Annotated in this window: 11 protein-coding genes; 7 read left to right on the top strand and 4 right to left on the bottom strand. The window is 62.4% G+C overall.

The genetic code is table 11. The features are described 5' to 3' along the window. The first annotated feature begins 27 nt into the window (after window positions 1–27). From M5G11_RS26390 to M5G11_RS26370, 5 genes are all read left to right on the top strand, one after another. Complete coding sequence (locus tag M5G11_RS26390) at window positions 28–738, top strand: response regulator (protein WP_273925416.1); 711 nt, start codon at window positions 28–30, stop codon at window positions 736–738. After that, a complete protein-coding gene (locus M5G11_RS26385) occupies window positions 735–2072 on the top strand; it encodes an ATP-binding protein (RefSeq protein ID WP_273913942.1) in 1338 nt (445 codons plus the stop codon). Before M5G11_RS26390 ends, M5G11_RS26385 begins: the two co-directional genes overlap by 4 nt. Before the next feature lie 274 nt (window positions 2073–2346). Next, on the top strand, window positions 2347–3711 hold the full coding sequence (locus M5G11_RS26380; RefSeq protein ID WP_273913943.1) for an OprD family porin: 1365 nt from the start codon (window positions 2347–2349) through the stop codon (window positions 3709–3711). 58 nt (window positions 3712–3769) lie between these two features. After that, window positions 3770–4093 (top strand): hypothetical protein, encoded by a 324-nt coding sequence (locus M5G11_RS26375; protein WP_273913944.1) that lies wholly within the window; start codon window positions 3770–3772, stop codon window positions 4091–4093. Between the two features lie 69 nt (window positions 4094–4162). Beyond that, window positions 4163–6367: an OsmC domain/YcaO domain-containing protein gene (locus M5G11_RS26370; protein WP_273913945.1), complete on the top strand. Its 2205-nt coding sequence runs from the start codon at window positions 4163–4165 to the stop codon at window positions 6365–6367. Between the two features lie 64 nt (window positions 6368–6431). On the opposite strand, the gene M5G11_RS26365 is transcribed toward M5G11_RS26370, so the two are convergent. Both M5G11_RS26365 and aspT read right to left on the bottom strand, forming a co-directional pair. Next, the gene (locus M5G11_RS26365; protein ID WP_273913946.1) at window positions 6432–8117 is read right to left on the bottom strand and encodes a bifunctional aspartate transaminase/aspartate 4-decarboxylase; all 1686 of its coding nucleotides are present in this window, start codon (window positions 8115–8117) and stop codon (window positions 6432–6434) included. A gap of 84 nt (window positions 8118–8201) precedes the next feature. After that, complete coding sequence (gene aspT / locus M5G11_RS26360; RefSeq protein WP_273913947.1) at window positions 8202–9887, bottom strand: aspartate-alanine antiporter; 1686 nt, start codon at window positions 9885–9887, stop codon at window positions 8202–8204. A 258-nt stretch (window positions 9888–10145) separates the two neighbouring features. Here aspT and M5G11_RS26355 point away from each other — a divergent pair, with 258 nt between their 5' ends. Together M5G11_RS26355 and M5G11_RS26350 are read left to right on the top strand one after the other, a co-directional pair. After that, the gene (locus M5G11_RS26355; protein WP_273913948.1) at window positions 10146–11885 is read left to right on the top strand and encodes a dipeptidase; all 1740 of its coding nucleotides are present in this window, start codon (window positions 10146–10148) and stop codon (window positions 11883–11885) included. Window positions 11886–11984: 99 nt separating this feature from the next. Continuing rightward, the gene (locus tag M5G11_RS26350) at window positions 11985–15539 is read left to right on the top strand and encodes a hypothetical protein (protein WP_273913949.1); all 3555 of its coding nucleotides are present in this window, start codon (window positions 11985–11987) and stop codon (window positions 15537–15539) included. A 54-nt stretch (window positions 15540–15593) separates the two neighbouring features. Here the strand turns inward: M5G11_RS26350 and M5G11_RS26345 are convergent, their stop codons facing one another. Then, window positions 15594–17261: a hypothetical protein gene (locus tag M5G11_RS26345; protein WP_273913950.1), complete on the bottom strand. Its 1668-nt coding sequence runs from the start codon at window positions 17259–17261 to the stop codon at window positions 15594–15596. Window positions 17262–17301: 40 nt separating this feature from the next. Further along, window positions 17302–18043 (bottom strand): hypothetical protein (locus M5G11_RS26340; protein WP_273913951.1); only part of this gene is annotated, 742 nt, incomplete at its 5' end.

Raw genomic sequence — 18043 nt, 5'->3', positions numbered from 1 at the left:
CCTTTTTGCCCCCATGGACCGCTGAACGTGAGCCGATTGCTGATCGTCGACGACGATGAAGAAATCCTCCTGCTGCTGGAGAAGTTCTTTCGCCTGCATGCCTATGAAGTCGAATTGGCCACCCACGGCGAAGCCATGTGGGCGGCCATCGCGCGCCAACAGCCGGACATCATCATCCTCGACCTGATGCTCCCCGGCGAAGGCGGCCTGAGCCTGTGCCAGAAGCTGCGCGCCAGCACCCACATCCCCATCGTGATGCTGACCGCCATGGGCGAACTGAGCGACCGCATCGTCGGCCTGGAACTGGGCGCCGACGACTACCTGACCAAACCCTTCGACCCCCGCGAGCTGCTCGCCCGCCTGCGTGCAGTACAGCGCCGCGCCAGCGAGCCAAGGCCTGCCAGCAGCGAGGACGCGCGCCTGGTGATCAGCTTCTGCGGCTGGCACCTGGACGTCACCCGGCGCGAGCTGCGCTCACCGGCGAACGTGATGATTCCGCTGTCGGGCGGTGAGTTCGACTTGCTGGTGGTGTTCCTCGAACACCCCGACCGCATCCTTACCCGCGAACAACTGATCGACCTGACCCGCGGCCAGGGCCATGAGGCCTTCGACCGCAGCATCGACGTGCAGGTCAGCCGCCTACGGCGCAAGATCGAGGAAGACAGCAAGCGCCCTGACCTGATCCGCACCGTGCGCAACGGCGGCTATATGTTCACCGCCCGGGTCACCCGCGCATGATCCGCCTGTTCCCCCGCTTCGACACGGTGCGCAGCCGGATCGCCCTGACCATTGTCACCGCGATGCTCGCCTCGCTGCTGCTCAATGCGCTGTTCGTGCAAGTCGCGGGGGTGTGGGCGCGCCCGCCCGTGGACCGCATCGGCCTGCTGGAACAGGTCGCGGCCACCACGCGGGTGATCCAGGCCGCCCCGCCGGCACTGCGCAAGCAATTGGCCGAGGCCGCCAGCATTCCCTCGCTGGGGGTGCAATGGAGCGAACGGCGCAGCGATTTCGAACTGCCCGAAGCCGGCACCCAGATCGACCCGGACGGCTCACCGGTATTGCGCCAACTGGTGGGCGAAACCCAGCACACCATCGAAGTGTTCCAGCCCGCCAACTGGCCTGATGACCACCCGCAGGCGCGCTACCTCATGCTGGTGCAACTGAGCGACGACAGCTGGCTGTCGTTCAACCCGCCCGAGCGCAGCTGGGGCATGAGCCTGGGGCTGCGCATCACCGTGGTGGTTGCCCTGGGCCTGATTGCCACCTGGCTGGTAGCCTGGCTCGCCACGCGCCAGCTGGCCGACCCGCTACAGCGCTTCACCAGCGCAGCACGGCGCTTTGGCGGCGACCTGCGCGCGCCGCCCATCGCCCTTGAAGGGCCGCACGAAATACGCCAGGCGATCACCGCCTTCAACACCATGCAGGCGCAAATCCAGCACTTCATTGCCGAACGCACGCACATGCTGGCGTCGATCTCCCATGACCTGCGCGCACCATTGACCCGTATCCGCCTGCGTTGCGAGTTTCTGGAAGATGCCGAACTTCAGCACAAGCTGATCCGTGACACCGATGAAATGCAGGCGATGATCAACTCGGCGCTGGATTTCTTCCGCGACGAAGCCCTGCTGGAGCAAGCCACCGCCTTCGACTTGTCCGAACTGCTGCAAACGGTGGTTGATGACTACAGCGACCAGGGCGTGGCCATCGGCTTCGATGGGCCTGCCCACCTGGTGTATTTCGGTCGGCCGGTAGGCATCAAGCGGGTGTGCATCAACCTGCTGGAAAATGCGGCTAAATACGGGCAAAACCCGAGTATTGTGCTGACAAACACGGCACGCACCGTGCAAATCGACATCAGCGACGAAGGGCCAGGCATTGCCGAAGCCGAGCTGGAAAAGGTCTTCGAGCCCTTCTACCGCCTCGAACCCTCACGCAACCGCAACTCCGGTGGCGCAGGCCTTGGCCTGGCGTCTGCACGGGCGATGGTGCGCGAGCACGGCGGTGAGCTGACCCTCAGCAACCGCGCCGGCGGCGGGCTGCTGGCACGGGTGGTATTGCCGCGTACCGCCTAGGTACGCACGACTCATCAATACAATTTCCCACTCCTTAAATTTATTGACTTTACAGTCAGCTTCTTGAAGGATGCACACCGCCTCACCTGTTTCACGCCCGCGTCAGTCTCGACACCGCCCAACCGACCTGGGGGCATGTTTGCTTGTGCATGCCTGTCTCAACACTCGTCACCCGCTGTATATAAAAATATATAGCGAGAGAGAAAAAGGTCTGTCCACAGAGCAGCAAGGCCGTGAACCACACAAAAACAAAGAATGAACTGGAGCAACCATCATGAAGATGCAACCCCTGGCCTTGGCCATCACCCTCGTCGGCCTTGGTAACCAGGCGATTGCCGCTGGCTTTATCGAAGACAGCAAAGCCACGCTGAACCTGCGCAATTTCTACTTCAACTCCGACAACCGTGAAAGCCGGGACAACGTGGGCAACGCCGCCTACACCAACCAGGCCAGGGAATGGGGGCAAGGCCTGCAGCTCAACTACGTGTCGGGCTTCACCCAGGGCACCATTGGCGTGGGCCTGGATGCCATCGGCCTGGTCGGGCTGAACCTGGACAGCGGCGGTCGCGCCGGCAAGGCCGGCATCGACCGCACCCCAGGCGCGCTGTTCCCGCTGGACAGCGATGGCCGTGCCGAAGACAGCTACGGCAAGGCCGGGGTGACCGGCAAGGTGCGCCTGTCGAAAACCGAGCTGCGCCTTGGCACCCTGCAACCCAAGTTGCCGGTGATCAACTTCAACGATGGCCGCCTGTTACCGCAAACCTTCAATGGCGGGCAGGTAACCTCCACCGAGATCGATGGCCTGACCCTCACCGCCGGCCAGCTGGAAAGCACCAAGACCCGCAGCTCCACCGACGACATCGGCCTGCGCATCGGCGGCGCGACACGCCCCAATGGCACCCCGGCGAGCACCGCCCTGGCCGATTCGAACAAGTTCATCTTTGCTGGCGGCGACTACAAGATCAGCAAGGACCTGACCGCGCAGTACTACTACGCCAGCCTGGAAGATTTCTACCAGCAGCACTTTGTCGGCCTGATCCACACCCTGGCCATCGGCCCCGGCGCCCTGAAAACCGACCTGCGCTATTTCAACAGCAGTTCCGACGGCAAGAACGGCAGCGCTGCCGGCCGCGCCGAAGGCTACAAGAGCAGCGGCTACTGGCGCGCCGGCGACAGCCATGCCGGTGAAGTCGACAACAACACCTGGAGCGCCCTGTTCACCTACAGCCTCGGCGCCCATGCCCTCAGCGCGGGTTATCAGCAGGTCTCGGGCGACAGTGCCTTCCCGTTCGTCAACCAGGGTGACGGCGCCACCGCGTACCTGATCACCGACCGGCAGATCGGCAAGTTCCTCAGCTCCGGCGAACGCACCTGGCTGGCCGAGTATGGCTACGACTTTGCCAGCGTCGGCGTGCCGGGCCTGAAAACCACCATTACCTACCTCAGCGGCGACAACATCGAGACCGCCAGCAACGATCGCAAGGAATGGGAGCGCGACCTGCGTATCGACTACGTCCTGCAAAGCGGCGCGCTCAAGGGCCTGGGGTTCTCCTGGCGCAATGCGAGCCTGCGCGGCAATGCCAGCAGCGACCTGGACGAGAACCGCCTGATCGTCAGCTATAGCCTGCCGTTGTTCTAACCGGGCGGGCCCGGGCGGCCCTTGCGCCGCCCAGGCCCACACCAGCAAGGAGACTGCCATGCCACTGTGCGTTACGCCTGAGCTTGATCGACACGCCCTGGTCGAACAGGTGTTCCCCGGCGAGTACTGGCCACTGGAGCTCAAGGTGGCGCTGCACGACCTGCTCGAACAGATGACCCGCGCCGGGCACCAGGCCACGCTGCAGTCACTGGGCCTGTGCCTGGGCGACTTCATGCCCCGCTACACCATGGACCGCGCCGAAGAATGGCAGGAACGAGCGACCCGGCGCTGGTTCACCCACACCAAACCGGCGCTAGTGGAGCGCCTGGCCGATCTCTTCCTGGGCAACGATTCACCGGCAATACCGGGGGCTCGTCAGTAGCCGCAAGACTTCCAGCGGAAAACACCGGATAATCGCGGCCAAATCGTTTTGCTCGCATGGTAATCCCGCATGGAAATCAAGGTTAACTTTCTCGACAACCTTCGACTTGAAGCCAAGTTCGATGACTTCACGGTGATCGCTGATCAGCCAATCCGCTACAAGGGCGATGGTTCGGCACCGGGTCCGTTCGACTATTTCCTGGCTTCGTCGGCGTTGTGTGCGGCTTACTTTGTGAAGTTGTACTGCCAGACCCGCGACATCCCCACCGAAAACATCCGCCTGTCGCAAAACAACATTGTTGACCCGGAAGACCGCTACAAGCAGATCTTCAAGATCCAGGTCGAGTTGCCGGCCGACATCTCCGACAAGGACCGCCAGGGCATCCTGCGCTCCATCGACCGTTGCACAGTAAAGAAGGTGGTGCAGACCGGGCCGGAGTTCGTCATCGAGCAGGTCGACAACCTCGACGCCAACGCCCAGGCCTTGCTGATGCTCAACCCTGCCGCCGACGCCAGCACCTACGTGGCCGGCAAGGACCTGCCGCTGGAGCAGACCATCGCCAACATGTCGGCGATTCTCGCCGGCCTGGGCATGAAGATCGAGATCGCTTCCTGGCGCAACATCGTGCCCAACGTCTGGTCGCTGCATATCCGCGATGCGCATTCGCCAATGTGCTTCACCAACGGCAAGGGTTCGAGCAAGGAAAGCGCGCTGGCCTCGGCGCTGGGCGAGTTCATCGAGCGGCTGAACTGCAACTTCTTCTACAACGACCAGTTCTGGGGCGAAGACCTGGCCAACGCCGCGTTCGTGCATTACCCGGACGAGCGCTGGTTCCAGCCTGGGCGCAAGGATGAACTGCCGGCCGAGATCCTCGACGCGCACTGCCGCAAGGTCTACAACCGCGATGGCGAGCTGCGCGGCTCGCACCTGTACGACACCAACTCGGGCAATGAAGCGCGCGGCATCTGTTCGCTGCCGTTTGTGCGCCAGTCGGATGGCGAGGTGGTGTACTTCCCCTCCAACCTGATCGAGAACCTCTACCTCAGCAACGGCATGAGCGCGGGCAATACCCTAGCCGAAGCGCAGGTGCAGTGCCTGTCGGAAATCTTCGAACGCGCGGTCAAGCGCGAGATCATCGAAGGCGAATTCGCCCTGCCGGATGTACCGCAAGAAGTGCTGGCGAAATACCCGGGCATTCTCGCCGGCATTCAGGGCCTGGAAGAGCAAGGCTTCCCGGTGCTGGTGAAGGACGCGTCGCTGGGCGGCGAGTTCCCGGTGATGTGCGTGACCTTGATGAACCCGCGCACCGGCGGCGTGTTTGCCTCGTTCGGCGCGCACCCAAGCTTTGAAGTGGCGCTGGAGCGCAGCCTGACCGAACTGCTGCAAGGTCGCAGTTTCGAAGGCCTCAACGACCTGCCCCAGCCGACCTTCGAAGGCCACGCAGTGACCGAGCCGAACAACTTCGTCGAGCACTTCATCGACTCCAGCGGTGTGGTGTCGTGGCGCTTCTTCTGCGCCAAGCCCGACTACGAATTCGTCGAGTGGGACTTCTCCGGCCAGGGCGAGAACTCCAACGCCGAAGAAGCCGAAACCCTGTTCGGCATTCTTGAAGGCATGGAAAAAGAAGTCTACATGGCGGTGTACGAGCACCTCGGGGCGACCGCCTGCCGGATCCTGGTGCCGGACTATTCGGAAATCTACCCGGTAGACGACCTGATCTGGGACAACACCAACAAGGCCCTGTTCTTCCGCGCCGACATCCTCAACCTGCACAGCCTGGATGAAGCCGGCCTGGAAGCGCTGGTGGAGCGCCTGGAAGAAAGCGAGCTGGATGACTACACCGACATCACCACGCTGATCGGCATCGAGTTCGACGACAACACCGTCTGGGGCCAACTGACCATTCTGGAGTTGAAGCTGCTGATCAACCTGGCCCTGAAGCGCTTCGAAGAAGCCAAGGAACAGGTGGAAACCTTCCTGCAGTACAACGACAACACGGTCGAGCGTGGCCTGTTCTACCAGGCCGTCAACGCCGTGCTGGAAACCCAGCTGGACGAAGACCTGGAGTTGGCCGACTACGAGGCGAACTTCCGCCGCATGTTCGGCAACCCGCGCATGGACGCGGTGATCGGCTCGGTGGAAGGTAGCGTGCGCTTCTACGGCTTGACCCCGACCAGCATGAAGCTCGAAGGTCTCGACCGTCACCAGCGCCTGATCGACAGCTACAAGAAACTGCATGCCGCTCGGGCCGCCGCCGTGAACCTGTCCCGCTAATCACCCTGCCCTCGTAACGCACAAAGGACCGAAAGGTCCTTTGTGCATTTTCAGGTGGGCAACTTCACTTCTTCGGCGTTCTGGGTTTTGGCTTGGCTTTCGGTTTCGCCGCCACCTTCGCCGCCGCATTGCCAGCCGCCTTCGCCGCAGGCGTCGGCACCTTGGCCCCGGTTGCCTGGACAAACTGCTCGTAGTACTCCTGTGACAGCTTGCGGATGGCCTTGCCGATATTGGCGTAGTCGTATTCGTTGAGGTTGGCCAGCGACACGCGCCACGACGGGTGCGGCGTGCCGAAGCCCTTGCCCGGCAGCAGGATCACCCCGGTCTCTTCGGCCAGGCGGAACAATGCCTGGTTGGGCTTCAGGCGCCCGAGCATCCACTTGACGAAGGTTGCGCCGTACATTTCGGTCGCCAGCTCCTCCAGATCGATCAGGTGGTAGTAGCGCACCGAGTTGGCATCGTGCGGCATCGGCAGGCCCAGCTCGCGGTACAACGCTTCCTTGCGGCGCAACACGATGCGCTTCATTTCGGCCTTGTACGCGCCCGGCTCGTCCATCAGGCAGAACAGCGAGAACAAGGTCATCTGCGCCTGCACCGGCGTCGACAGCCCCGCCGTGTGGTTCAGCGCCACCGTGCGGCTGTCAGCCACCAGCCGGTCGATGAACTTCAGCGTGCGCGGCGCGGTGGTGATCGAGCTGTAGCGATGGTCCAGCTGCACGCGCTTGGTTTCCGGCAAGGCGGCTATCTTGGCGTCGATGATGTTGTTTTCATGGGTGGCGACAATGCCCATGCGCCAGCCCGTGGCGCCGAAGTACTTGGAGAACGAGTAGACCAGGATGGTGTTGTACGGGCAGATGGCGAACAGCGAGACGAAGTTGTCGGCAAAGGTAGCGTAGACGTCGTCGGTAAGGATGATCAGGTCTGGGCGCTTCTTCACGATTTCGGCAATGTAGCGCAGGGTGTCGTCGTCGATTTTCACCGACGGCGGGTTGCTCGGGTTGACCAGGAAGAACGCTTTGACTTTCGGGTCGAGCAACTTGTCGAGTTCCGCATGGGTGAACTGCCACTTGTTCGATTGCGGGGTATCGATGGACAGCGACACCAGGTTGTAATCGCTGAGTTGCGGGATCTCGATATACGGCGTGAAGATCGGCATGCCCAGGGCAATGGTGTCGCCCTCATTGATCACATGGTTGGCCTTGAGGCTGGCGAACAGATAGGTCATCGCCGCCGTGCCGCCTTCCAGCGCATACATGTCGAACTTGCCGACAAAGGGATAGGTGCCGATCATTTCCTGGTGAATGTACTGGCCGACGATGATCTCGCTCATCTTCAGCATGCGGTCGGGCACCGGGTAATTGCAGCCCAGGATCGCCTCGCACATCTCGTAGATGAAACTGCCGGCGCTCAGGCCCATCTGGTCGCGCACATAGGAAACTGCCGCTTCGATGAAGCGCACGCCCGGTACGCCTTCGTGCTGCTTGGCAAACAACTCGAAGCGCGCCTCGATGCCCTCACGCTGCGGGAAACCGCCAACGTGCTGCATGTACATGTACGAGCGTTCGGCCTCGGACATGGCAAACAGGCCGAACTGGAAGAAGCCATGGCGTGGCGTGGTAGCGAGGAAGTTGGGGTTGCCGCGGCCGGCGTTCAACAGCAGCTTGTGGCTTTGCGCCGCCCGCTGCATCAAGGCATCTTTCAGTTCAAAAGGGCTCAACAGCGCAAGTTTGTCTGGGTCGCTAAAATCCATGTCGCTACTCCTAGCTGCATCGTTGATAACGCACATGGCCGGGCGTGCTCAGGCACGCACCGGCTACGCAAGCGCAAAGGGTCGCTACACCAACGCCACGATCAAGGGCCCGAGCAACGTCAGGAACACGTTGGCCAAGGCATAGGTAATGGCAAAGGGCACGGTGGGGACAGTGTTCTCGGCTTTATCCAGGATTTCACCAAACGCCGGGTTGGCGCTGCGCGAACCACTGAGCGCACCGGCAAAGATCGCGGTGTTTTCGTAACGCAGGATGTAGCGGCCAAACAGCATGGTCAGCACCAGCGGCAGGATGGTCACCACCACGCCGATGCCGAAGATCGCCAGGCCCTGGGTTTCCACGGTTTGTACCGCCTGCAGCCCGGAAGAGATCCCCACCACGACCACGAAGGCCGCCAGGCCGAGGTCCTTGAGGATCTGCACCGCGCCGCTGGGCATCTCGCCGAACGACTGGCGCCGCGAGCGGAACCAGCCAAACAGCAAGCCCGAGAGCAATGCCCCGCCACCGCTGCCCAAGGTCAGCGGAATCGAGCCGATGCGCGCGGTCAGCAGGCCGATCAGCAAGCCCACCACCAGGCCCGCGCCCATGTACACGAAGTCGGTTTTGACGCTGGGCACCAGGGCATGGCCAACCTTGTCCACCACGCGGTTCACGTCCTGCTCGGCACCGAACACGGTGACCACATCGCCCAGGCTCACCAGGGTCTCCGGCGCCAGCGGCAAGGCCTTGCCGGCCCGGGAAATCTGCGAGACATACACGCCGTGGCGCACGTCCTGCGCGGCAGCGTCGCGGATGTCGCCAAAGGTGCGCTGGTCCAGGGCCGCGTTGGTGATCACCACGTCGCGGCGCTGCATGGTCAGCTCCATGCCGTCCACTTCGTTGAGTTCCTTGCCCATGCGCGGCGCCACTGCCACCACGGCCGGGCGCCGGCCAACCACCAGGACGATGTCGCCGGCCTGCAGCTGCATGTCCGGGGTGGGCTGCATGATCTGCTTGCCGCGCTTGACCCGCTCGATGGTGATCGCCACGTCCGTGGTGTTTTCCAGTGCCTCGATGGTGGTCGCGGTGCTGGCTGGCAACTCGAAGATCCGCCCCACCAGGTCGGGCGCGGCCGCCGCCTGGCCCGGGCCATACACATGCACCCCGGCCTGGGTTGCCGTTTCGGCGCGCAGGGCGTCTTCCTTGATGGTGCGGCCCATGAACTTGGGCAGCAGGTTGACGCACACCAGGATCGCGCCGAACGAGCCGAACACGTAGGTCACCGCGTAGCCGATGGCGACGTTGCCCTGCAAGCGCTGCACCTCGTCTGCGGCCAGGCCCAGCTTGGCAATCGCGTCGCCGGCCGTGCCGATGATCGCCGACTGGGTCAGCGCCCCCGCCGCAACGCCAGCGGCCAGGCCCTTGTCGAGGTCGAACCACTTGGCCATCAGCACCACGGTCAGCAGCCCGGACAAGGCCAGCACCGCCGCGAGGATGATTTCCTTGATGGATTGTTTGCCGAGCGAGCGGAAGAAGTCCGGCCCGCTTTCATAGCCCACGGCATAGATGAACAGCGCGAACATCACCGACTTGACGCCGGCATCGATTTGCACGCCGACCTGGCTCACCAACACGGCAACCAGCAACGAACCCGCTACACCGCCTAACTGAAACTTGCCGAACTTGATCTTGCCGATGTAGTAGCCCGCGGCAATCGAGAGGAACAACGCAATTTCCGGCGACTTGTGGAACAGATCGTGTAGCCAGCTCATGAGCCTACCTCTGATCAATGGATAGAAAGTCTGACGGCTAAACGGACTGTACGAACCTGCCTATGAGGCTTAGCAGATAAGGCCATAGCGGAGCGGCAAGCCGACCGGTGGTTGTTATGTTTGTGCGCCGCTTTTTCGTTTCTGTGCGACAGATCCCACTTGAGGGGCTCCTCTTGTGTTTAGTGTTGGTGTTAGTTTGGAGCCGTTCGCAATGCTCGAAACTTCTTACCCACTCCCTGCAAAGGAATGCCTCCCGTAATGGATTTTTCTCTCAAGCAACTGGCCGCAGCCACCCTGATGACCGCGGGCCTTGCCGCGTTTACCTTGCCGGCCCAGGCCAATATCACCCCGCAGCAAAGCGCGGCGATTCTGAAGACCTTCGACAATGCCTCGGTCAAGGACTTCCGCCAGTTCCTCGCCAGCCTGGCCAAGACTGACCTGGCCAAGGCCGACAACCTCGGCGCGAGCATCAAGGCGTTTCTCGACAACAAGGCCCTGAATGCCGAGCAGCAGAATGAAATCCACCGCCTGCTCGGGCTCTATGCACGGGTGAAGTACGGCAGCGCCGCCACGCAAACCCTGCGTGAACTGGTCGCCATCCCGACCATGCGGGTAGACGGCGTAGCGCAGCACGACAACCCCGAATTCATCAAGATCGCCGCCAAGATCAAGGACCTCGCCCAAGCCTTCAACCTGAGCTTTCGCAACGTCGACAACCGCGTCTACGAGATCTCCCTGGAAGGCAAAGGCAAGGAAGTGGTAGGCATTCACGCCCACGCCGACGTAGTACCGGTAACCCCGGAAAACTGGGTGCTGCAGGACGGCACCAAGCTCGACCCGTTCAAGGTCACCCTGATTGGCGACCGCATGTATGGCCGCGGCACCGAGGATGACAAGAACGGCATCGTCGTCGCGATGTATGCCATGAAGATCATCAAGGAAGAAAAGCTGCCGCTGGCACGCAACTTCAAGCTGCTGGTGGACACCACCGAGGAAACCACCGGCGACGCCATCCCCTACTACTTCGAACGCAACCCGACGCCCAACTACAACCTGGCGCTGGATGGCGGCTACCCGGTGGTGATTGCCGAGAAAGGCTACGGCACGATCATGGCGAGCTTCCCGCGTCGCGCTGGCGAGGGCCAGGGCGCGGAAATCACCTCGATGACCGGTGGCCTGGCGACCAACCAGATCCCTTCGACTTCGGTGGTCACCCTGCTTACCGACAAGCCGGCAGAACTCGCGGCCAGCTTGCAGAGCGCCGGTGCCGAGTACGCCAAGCAGCACGGTGGCGACTTCAGCGTCGCCGCCAAGGTGGTCGGCAAGGACGTGCAACTGACGGTCACCGGCGTGTCGGCGCATTCCTCCGAGCCTGAGTCGGGCGTCAACCCGGTGGCACGCATGCTCGACTTCATCAACGGCCTGGACGGCAAGGTCGCCCTCAAGCACAACCAGTTCACCGACGCCGCCCGCTATGCGGCCGACAACTGGGGCCTGGACTACCTGGGCAACAAGCTGGGCATCGGTTTTGCCGACAGCTTCATGGGCCCGCTGACCACCTCGCTGACCTACGTCGGCAAGGATGACAAGGCCTTCAAGCTGGCGGTGAACCTGCGGGTGCCGGTCGGCAAGAAGCCGGAGGTGCTCAAGGCCGAGATTGCCGAAAAACTCGGCGCCTGGACCCAGCAAGCCAAGGTGAACGTGGCCTTTGACACCTCGATTGCCGAGCCGATGTTCCGCAACCCTGAAGGGGAATGGGTCAAGGCCCTGCTGGCAGTCGCCAGCGAGAACCTCGGCATGGAGCACAAGTTCGGTACCTCGGCCGGCGCCACCTCGGTGCATGAACTGCCCAATGGCGTGCAGTTCGGCCTGGCCATGCCGGACGTCAAGTACACCGGGCACAACGACAACGAGTTCAAGACCGTTGAACAGTTCTTGCTCGACTTGCAGATCGTTACCGAAATGATGGGCCGCATCGGCCAGTTACCCAAGCTCTGACCCCATTCGGCGCGCGCCGGGAACCCGTTCTGGGTGACCGGCAGCGGGCCGCCTGTGCGAGATTGCCCGTCACCCCGGACTCGCATAGAAGATCAGCACATGCCCCTAGCCAATGCGACCCCATCCCCTCTTGATGCCCTGCTCAGCGCACACCCGGACGTGCTGTTCATGCTCAACCCGGCAGGCGCCGATTTTTACAGCGTGAATTTTGCCGGCACGCAGCACCGCCGGTTCTTTTCCCATGCGCGCTGGCAACCCTCAGCCCTGCGCCGGCATGAGGTGTGGCTGATACTCGCGTGGGCACCCGACACACAGCGCATCAGCGAGTTTTCGACTTTTAGGCAGACCACCGACCCGGTGAGCCGGACCCGACTGATCAATGCCGTCAACACGCAGTTCACGCATGTGCGACTGGGCATTCCCGAAGGCGATGGGTTCTGCGACGAAGTGGCTGGCCCGGGCTTGCCCCTCTGGGCGGACTCCAGCGGCGGCCAGGCAAACGGAGCCATAGGCCAAGTGGCGCTGATCGCCAGGATCTGCGACCCCGCGTTCATGCCGGTCTTTATGGCGGGTGAAGACAAGGTCTTCAGGCATCTGGCCTGGCGCATGCCTAACCGGGACCTGTACGACAACGATGAGGACTTTCGGCAGGCCACCAGCCTGCCGGGGCGGGGTTATGCCAACACCTGGTTTGCGCTACAGGTGGTGGATGCCGAGGAAGACGAGTTGCTTGAACGCGTGCTTATCCCCTTCCCGCCTGGCATGGAAAGCTGGGGCAACATTGCCCTCGCCGTGAATCAGCAGCTCGCGCTGGTGCGGGTGGCGTTTGAGGTGGGTGTCTACCGGCTGCTGGTGAAGTCCGCCCAGCACATCGTGCGCTGGCATATTGCACCGGCGGCATTTGCAATCACCGAGCGCGAGCGCATGGAGGCCTATTTCCGCTGCCTCTCACTGCGCGCAGTCGATGACGATAAACGTGAACAGCTGATACACCAGCAATACGGGCAGCAGCACTACGGCGACCTGATCAGTACGCAACAGCTACGCACCGTCGAACGCATGAGCCCAACTGAATGCGCGCGCGAACTGGACATGGTTGCGGCTTTGCGCTCACCGGCCGAGCTTGAACAGGTGAGCCGCAGCCTGCTGCGCTGTGCACTCCCCGCCCTGCAAGGCAAAAGTACCTTTGAGCTGATGCCGGATATCCTCGACGGCGGCTTGAAACCGGGAGAGGCGGCGCGCATCCCCATCAGTGAGGCCGCGTTCACCCCGATGTTCTGGTCGTTCTGCCACCAAAGCCTGGCCCTCAAGGGGCTAACCCTGGCGTGCAGGAAACACCAGCGCACAATCAGTCGGCTCGAAAATGAGCGGGAGCAGAAGAACGGCATCCTAGTCAGCATCAAACGCGGTGAAAGCACACTCACCCGCCTGCAATTGCAAGCAGACATTCACGCGCTGGGCGCCCTCATTGCTGATCATCAAAGCCAACTGAGCACCCTCAAACAAGCCGAGCACGAACAGCATCGCGAGCTTCAGTTGCTGGAGCGAAGTGCCGCCCGGGAAGTGGGTGGCAGCACACCACGTGGCGAGCTGATCCATGCCATGCACAAGGCCCAGGAACTCCAGTTGGCCAAGCTGATGGCCAACCCCGCCGGCTACATAAAAGACGACTTCTATACGTCGCTGAAAAATGCCTACAACGCCCAGCAGGCGACGCCCGTGGATTTCCATTTCGACGAACCCGTGGGCATTACCTTCTACCGAGTAGTTGGCACCCGCACCCTGAGTGACGGCACTGCCATTGATGAATTGCAGGAAGTAGAGGAGGACGTGAGCTTCGGTGATGTCCTGACCGGCAAGGTCGCGATAGACCCGGCAAGCGCAAACTTGCGCGACAACGCCTGGCGGTTCAACCCGCGCCAGGCCCGCGAGAAAATCGACTTCGCCAACCACTTGGAACACGCCAACGCCGAACAGGCCCTGTCGGCCATGGTAGATGCAATCAAGGAGGACACGCTGGTAGCCGGAGTGCTCCGGGATGGCTTTCGGGTCAACACCGAGGCGGCGCTGCGCAAATACCGGCATCAGGCAATGGCCCAGGGTGACCAGGCCGAGTTTGTCGCGTGCCTGGGCCTGGCACTGGCTGCGCTGGAGCAGGAGCGCAGCTACCAGTGGAGCATTCCCGTGCTGGCCCAGACCCAACACGAAGTGCCCAACCTGCTGCTCATCCGCCGCGCGGCCAGCGCGGTGACGATCAACGATGACGCCCTGGGCTGGCTGGTGGATGTGGGCGAGAAAGCCGAGGGCTGGGGCAAGCTTCGCCCGTCCTACTATGGCGAAAGTGGCAGGCGCGAGCTGTACCTGGGCGGCGAGGCGCTGGCGCGGGTATGTGTCGAGCACATGTCGCTCTACGATGCCTGGCAGTTCGACAAGGGCGCAGGCCACCTGTGTATTGTCGAGCAACCGTTGTACCTGGACAGGCTGCATGAGCTCACTCACCTGCAACTGTCGCACTACAAGAACCCGCTGGTGTTCAAGGACCTCACCGGGCGGGTCGAAGACATACTCCTGGGCGTGCTCTGCCAAAGCACGAAGTACTCCATCGAGGCGTTGATACTCACCCGAACCGAACAAGCCAAGCCCTTTATTGATCGGCTTTTGCAGATGTTCTCTTTCGGCTGGTCGATGCTGTCCTTCTCCCTGTCAACGCTGGGTGCGAGCAAAAGCGTTGGCGCGCTGCTGGCGCTGATGATCCCCAGCTATGCTGCCGTCACCTCGCGGGCTTATCTGGACTATTTCGTGGCCCAGGATGCACTCGACTACCAGCTCGCCCGCACGGAGCTTGTGAGCAGCAACCTGTGGTACGCAGTGGGCCAGGTGGGGCTGATCCGCAAGATGGGCCAGCGGGCGGTGCGGGTGATTCACCAGGCCCACCCGAAACCGCCGCCAATACCTGCGCCCGTGCACATGGAACAGATCGCCACGACACTCTGGACATTCAGCAAGAAACTGGGGATTTTCAAAGCCATCAGCGAGCGCGCCAAGACGCCTTCGACGCGGGTTGCCTTCGGCCACGTCGGGCAGCTGTTTGAAAGCAAGACGCTGGCCACGTTGTTTGCTGAGCACGGCGCGATTGCGCAGATACTCGACGGCGGTTTGCCCGCTGCCGCGCACGACTTGCGCCAGCAAGCACCGACTGATTACTTTGCCGACCTAGACCAGTTGATCAGCGCCTACACGCAACTGGAAGGCAGCGCGTACGTTGCAAGAACAGCAGCACTTGAGCGCATTTCCAGCAAGCTGCAGCATTACCTCTGGCTGGACGCCACCGCCGACCTGCTACCAGCTGAAGTTGCCCTGCAACAGGAAGTCATCGGTCTGGGCGTGACCCTGCTCAAGCACCATGCGCGCGACCTGCAGCGCATTTATCAGGCCTTGCCCACAGGCGATACACCTGATGTTGGCGCGTACTTCAGCGCACGCTGGGTGCCGATCATCGCGGCGGGGTTTGCCGGGTTCAGCCGGCCTGATGACCGGCTTGATTGGCTCAGGCTTTGGGACGAGGAAATGTTGGAGGCCCGGCAGACCACGAGCGCCTTGATGAATGCTTCGCGCACGCAGCTTGTTCGGGAGGTTGTCTCCCGCTATTCATAGCTGACAAACACACGATGGCCGCCGCCACGCGACCATCGTGCCCAATGCAGGCGATCAGATCTCCGGAATGGTGGTGTCCTCGAATGGTTCCTCATCGCCGTTACCGGTGTCTTCGGAGTTTTCGTTGGCTTCCTCGGAGATATCGGTCGCCTCCTCCTGGACCTGCACCGCTTCCTCCACCTGCGCCTTGAGCTCCTCATTGACCGCCGTGCCCATGTCTTCGACAATTTCCGGCAGCGCGGTATTCACCTCGCCGATGCTCTCGTTGGCGGCGGAGATATTACCTTCGCTCAAGCTTTCCTTGGCATCAAGAAGATTGCCTTCGGCCTCTTGCAGGCTTTCGGTCATTTCAATCTCGGCCAGGTCACTGATTTGCTCGGCGGCACTGTCGATCGCGCCGGAGGCCTTGTCGGTAGCCACCTGGTTGAACGCCGAAGCGCCACTGGCACGCACCTCGGTGACCGTACTGGCGAAATCCGCGTCGTTGGCCGGCACATCGACCTTGTCATCCGGCGACACCCGATCAGCCGCACTCTGGTCGGCTTTCTGCGCCTGGTCGCCGATGCTCTCGCCCGACTGCTTGGCGTCGGCGACCTGATCGTCGGTAGGCTCCTTGCCCTGGTTCTCGTTGGCCTTGTCGTTCTCCAGCTTCTCGTTCTTGCCGGCAAGCTTCTGCTTGAGGAAGTCCACGGCCATCCACAGGCCCATGGCCTCCATGAAGTAGCCGAGCAGTTTCTGGAACGACAGCGAGGTCCAGAACTTGTCCCAGCCCGACTCGGGGGCCATCGGCACGACCATCACCTGCTTGTTGACCATGGTGCCGCTGAAGATGGTAATGGCCGTGGTGTCGGTGTCCTTGCCGGTGAAGGTGCCCTTGTAGCCGAACGAGCAGTTCAAGGCCACGGCGCCGGTAGCGTCGATCAACTGGCCGTTGTCGAACGTCAGCGCGGTCTTGCTGCCGCTGCTGGAGGTCAGGGTAATGGTGTAGGCGCTCTGGCGGTCCTTGGGGTCGGCCGGCGACGGTGCACTGGTGCTGCGCACAAAGGTGATGGTGCCCTCGGAGGTGGTGCCGGTCTTGCCGGCAGCCGCCGCCGAATACACGTAGTAGGTCATGCCCGGCTGACCCTTGTCGTTCATCCCCCACAGGTAGGCAAAACCGCGCAGCCAGGTACTGACCGCCACGTAGCTGACGAAGTCGAGGCCCTTGAACATGTCGTACTGGTTGAAGAACGAGGCGACCTTGGCTTCACCATCCGCCACGGTGCCGGTGCTGAAGGCGTCATTGAGGGTCGCCTGGAAGGCCACCGACATCTTCGAGGACGGCGCGGTCATGATGTTGGTGCAAAAGCTCAGGGCTTTTTGCATGTTGCTCGCCGCCGCCGAGGTGATGGCGATGTCCGGGTAGGCCATGGTGTTGAAGTTCAGCGACTCGCCCACGGCCATCACCGGGAACAACGAGTCGGTCTTGGAGACCAGCAGGTTGTAGATGTAGGTCGGCTTGGTCTGGCCCTTGGAGTCGACGTAGGTGCCGTCCAGGGTGGCGGTGGTGGTGGCGTCGTCGTTCAGGGTCTTGCCGCTGGCCAGGGGCAGGATGTCGAGGTCTTGCAGGTAGCCCTGCTGGGGTGAGTTGTTGGCCACATTGGTCGAGGAATTGTAGGCGTTGAGTACCACGATGCTGACGCCTGAAGCGTTGCTCAGCTTGACGGTCTTGTTGATGTCCACAGTGCTCTCCTTGTCGTGCGTCGGGTTGGGTCAAACGCGGTCAATAGGCGACGCAGGCCGTGCTGCTGCGCACGCCCGCCTGATACTGGGTGGAAACGACGGTCCCCCCGCTAGGGTTGCCGGCGCTGTCAAAGTGGGTGCCGGCGTAGTCGACATCGGTAAGGCGGATCGCCCGCATGCCGTCGCGGGCATACAGGATGACCTGCGAGCGCCTCGGAGTGCCGCTGTTGCCTGGCTGGGTGAACCAGTCCTCGCGCTTTTGCAGCAACGAGCCATCGATGCGCCGGCGCAGCACGCTACGGTCGGCGGGCCGTGATGGGGTCCAGGGCGCAGCTGCCGGGGCCACCAGCAGCGGGCTGGGTCCGGTGTCCTGCACGCAGCCTTCCAGGGCCTGGGTGCTCACCAGTCGACCGGACTTGAATCGCAGGACACTGGCGCTCTGGGGTTGGCCGCTAGCACTGGTGGTACGCACTACCAGTTGCCCGGCGTTGACCAGGCGCAAGGCATCGAACACCACGGCGCTGTAGTCGGAGTCGACGTAGCCGTCCACGCTCACGCCGTCCTCGGCATAGCGCGTGGCCAGCACCTTGTACGGCACGCCCTCGGCGCTCAGGTAGGACTGGGCACTGGAGGTCCGCTGGCCCTTGGCATCGCTGCGACTGACCGCCAGCATGCCGCCGACCAGGCGGGTCCCGGCCATCTGCGCCTGGGCATAGGAAATCGTGGTGGCGCCGCTGACCTGGCCATTGCTGTCGAGGCTGCTGTGTTTTTGCATTAAAGAT

Origin of the sequence: Pseudomonas fontis (genome assembly GCF_028656955.1) — a bacterium.
GTDB lineage: Bacteria > Pseudomonadota > Gammaproteobacteria > Pseudomonadales > Pseudomonadaceae > Aquipseudomonas > Aquipseudomonas fontis.
The sequence above is the reverse complement of the archived record's forward strand: the minus strand, read 5'-3'. Positions and strand labels throughout refer to the sequence as shown.

Bases quoted from the DNA above. Each gene is read 5' to 3' on its own strand.
- M5G11_RS26385 (WP_273913942.1), top strand. From the start codon at position 735: ATGATCCGCCTGTTCCCCCGCTTCGACACGGTGCGCAGCCGGATCGCC.
- M5G11_RS26380 (WP_273913943.1), top strand. From the start codon at position 2,347: ATGAAGATGCAACCCCTGGCCTTGGCCATCACCCTCGTCGGCCTTGGT.
- M5G11_RS26375 (WP_273913944.1), top strand. From the start codon at position 3,770: ATGCCACTGTGCGTTACGCCTGAGCTTGATCGACACGCCCTGGTCGAA.
- M5G11_RS26370 (WP_273913945.1), top strand. From the start codon at position 4,163: ATGGAAATCAAGGTTAACTTTCTCGACAACCTTCGACTTGAAGCCAAG.
- M5G11_RS26365 (WP_273913946.1), bottom strand. From the start codon at position 8,117: ATGGATTTTAGCGACCCAGACAAACTTGCGCTGTTGAGCCCTTTTGAA.
- aspT (WP_273913947.1), bottom strand. From the start codon at position 9,887: ATGAGCTGGCTACACGATCTGTTCCACAAGTCGCCGGAAATTGCGTTG.
- M5G11_RS26355 (WP_273913948.1), top strand. From the start codon at position 10,146: ATGGATTTTTCTCTCAAGCAACTGGCCGCAGCCACCCTGATGACCGCG.
- M5G11_RS26350 (WP_273913949.1), top strand. From the start codon at position 11,985: ATGCCCCTAGCCAATGCGACCCCATCCCCTCTTGATGCCCTGCTCAGC.